The 2,821-nt window shown below is 41.2% G+C and carries 3 protein-coding genes; all 3 read right to left on the bottom strand.

Translation table 11 applies throughout. The annotated features are described in order from the left end of the window. Nucleotides 1-740 (bottom strand): hypothetical protein (locus VN429_RS03440; protein ID WP_325629822.1); only part of this gene is annotated, 740 nt, incomplete at its 3' end. A gap of 217 nt (nt 741-957) precedes the next feature. Continuing rightward, nucleotides 958-1,959: a YbgA family protein gene (locus VN429_RS03435; protein WP_325629820.1), complete on the bottom strand. Its 1,002-nt coding sequence runs from the start codon at nt 1,957-1,959 to the stop codon at nt 958-960. A 210-nt stretch (nt 1,960-2,169) separates the two neighbouring features. Then, the gene (locus VN429_RS03430) at nt 2,170-2,652 is read right to left on the bottom strand and encodes a pyridoxamine 5'-phosphate oxidase family protein (RefSeq protein WP_325629818.1); all 483 of its coding nucleotides are present in this window, start codon (nt 2,650-2,652) and stop codon (nt 2,170-2,172) included. Between the last annotated feature and the right edge of the window lie 169 nt (nt 2,653-2,821).

Below are 2,821 nucleotides of genomic sequence, written 5' to 3'. Positions count from 1 at the left end.
CGTACAACGGAATCTTCTGTCCCTACGAACGGGTTGGTTCTGATTGCAAGTGAGAACAGATATGGATAATCTGCCTTGAGGTACTCAAGATACGAGAGCCATACCGGAATTATTCGGGAATATATGCGGGTAATGTCACCTGAAAGATGGTACATATCGCTTTCAGGAAGATCAGCACAACTGCCCCGGTGTTTTAATTCATCAGTCAGATGAAACACTGCCAGCAATACTTCAGTGAATGATTCATGCTCTAAAAGGAGGGGATTTTCCAGTAGCCTGACAAGAAAATCTTCTTTCTTGATGAGCATGTCTCGAACTGAGATCAGATCATTGCTAAAGAACTGAATTTTATATGGTGCCTTTAATGCCTCTTTTTTCTTGCTGGCATACATAGAATGGCTCCAGGTTTCCAGAGATAAATAGAACACGTTTTTTTGCTTAAAATCAAGGTCACGGGTAGAGAAAAACCTCATAAGAGGAACTCCGATCTCTGAAAAGAATAAACCAATAACCATATTGAGTTTATTGAGCTTGCTCTTTCTGGCCTGCCTTTCCAGCAACTGGTGAAGAATAAGGGTGACGAGAAGGGCCTCTATCGGGAGAAAGGCAAGATCCTGGAGAGTATAAAAAGCGATTTGGTGAAGATCATGAAATACTATGTAATGGAGAGAAAAGAGAGCTAACGAGGAGAAGAGGAGACCTATTGCAAACACAATTAACCAGTTCTTATTGGATGTCATGTACGTACATCAGGGTTCAAAATTATGTTTCTTTCGATTTTTTATTGGAAGAATACTCGGATAATAGCATTTTAGGTGAAAAAATACGCTAACCGGGCAGATCCGATCATACCAAAGACAGAGGAGATACACATAATCCCACTGCCGCCAGGATAATGCCGGTAAAACGGGTAAGCAGAACTGTCAGATATAGTAGATCTCAAACCCTGATATCAGATCATTCCAGGCCAGTATACATATCACGACCCCGTTCAATAAGGGAACTATCAAGCTCCATCAAGGGTTCCGGATATGGAGCAAAATAGGTTTGACTACTGAGATATGTATTAGTATACTTGATTATCCAGATCAGGAGCATCTTTTTAAGAGCAGATATCGGGAGATTCCCATTCCGGTAATCCTCGACGCTATTCAGGAAAAAAGTCTTCTCATCAGGTGAGAGTTCATCTGAAAAATAACCCATTGCATGGTGAAGGACATTAATGTGGGAGGTATACCGGGCAGGGTTTTTTGTTCCTTCAATCAGACTACGCCGGTATAGGGCAATCATTTCACTAATAGAAAGATTATTCCTGTTTGCAGCAACATTGCCCAGGGTTTTCACGGTTGCCTGACTATATGCCATCAGAGCCAGTTTATTCTGGGCATGAAACCGGGTGAGCCCTGTGAGTGAAGGATTTTTCAGAACATTGTCCAGATCTGAAAGCATAAAAATCCTGGTAAGAAAATGATCCCTGACCCGGGTGTTTCGAATTCGTCCTTCATCCTCTATGGGATAGCCGGCAAATGTATCGAGAACCATTCTGCCAAAAAATCCGGCCCCTTTCCCGATGGCAGCAGACTTTTCAGTAGTAGCATAAATATTCACTCCAGATATGCCAGAAGTGGGTGATCTAAACTTGAGGAGAAACCCGTCAACAAGAGGAAGGTTTTGAAGATATGAAGAACAGAAAGTATTCATCCGGTCTGTCAGGTCAACCCCGGTGGAAGGCTGAATCAGATGATCATCTCCATCAATTCTGACTATTCGGATGGTATCTCTTGGAATCCCAAGGCCTATCTCAACTTCAGGACACACCGGAATGAATGAAACATATGGTTTCATCATCTCAACTTCATGACTTGAGATCATGTCCCCGTTGTATCTCACTGCATCAAATCCGATACAACGGCTGATCAAAACAACCGGTTTATTGAATATTCGTTTACTGACGGTCATATTTCCCCTGATATTAACGAGGATACTTGAGGTATTAAATCCACTGAACGATCTAAAAATGAATACTATACTATTCTATTCAGACTCACAAATCAGAAAAATTCGCCATGGGCAGGAGATATCGGTGATGATAATTGACCGGCCCTTCTTCAAAACTATGTATAAGCCACTGGTCATTGAAATATGGAAAATGAAGGAACTCAAGAAGAATTAGCCGTTTTTAAGGGCGATTATATCTTTCACACCAACCAGTTTCCAGACTGATGAGCGTTCTTCACGGATGATCACTTCAGGCTCATCCTGAGAAGAATGGCCAAATGCCGTGAGCACCCGTGATGAAAGGTGATTTGTCTTAATCATGTCAACAAACTGTTCCCGGACCCTCAATTTATGGGATGGATCCTTAACTTCCTCAAGAAATCCCTGCAGGCTTACAAACGTAAAGGCAGATAAATCAGAGGAGTACTCCTCAATCTCTACAGATACTTTTGGATCCTGTTTGAAATATTCCATTTTACGTCCGTAGTTAGAAGACAGAAAATAGAGGTATCTGCCGTCAAAGACATACATAAATGGAGCAATGTATGGATGTTCAGATCCCTTAAACGCTATTCTGGATACATATTGGCGTTTAATAAGGGCATCATACTCTTCCTTAGGCATTTTAGGGATTTTTTGAGGCTCCATTCTCATAATACTCAATATGATCATCATCAGCCCATGGATAAATACCCATTGATGTAATCAGGAACCATTGTGAGGACACCCACCTGGATAATAAAATCTTGTGACAGTGAAATCCCTACGAACTGATAAATGAAGCATATTTTAAGGGATATTCAAGCGTTCAAATGAATTAAGG

It is taken from the genome of Methanospirillum sp. (assembly GCF_035560735.1).
Classification (GTDB): domain Archaea; phylum Halobacteriota; class Methanomicrobia; order Methanomicrobiales; family Methanospirillaceae; genus Methanospirillum.
Note: the sequence above shows the minus strand (reverse complement) of the source record. Positions and strands in the feature narration are given on the sequence as shown.

Coding starts and splice junctions, on each gene's coding strand:
- VN429_RS03435 (WP_325629820.1), bottom strand. CDS start 1,959: ATGACCGTCAGTAAACGAATATTCAATAAACCGGTTGTTTTGATCAGC.
- VN429_RS03430 (WP_325629818.1), bottom strand. CDS start 2,652: ATGAGAATGGAGCCTCAAAAAATCCCTAAAATGCCTAAGGAAGAGTAT.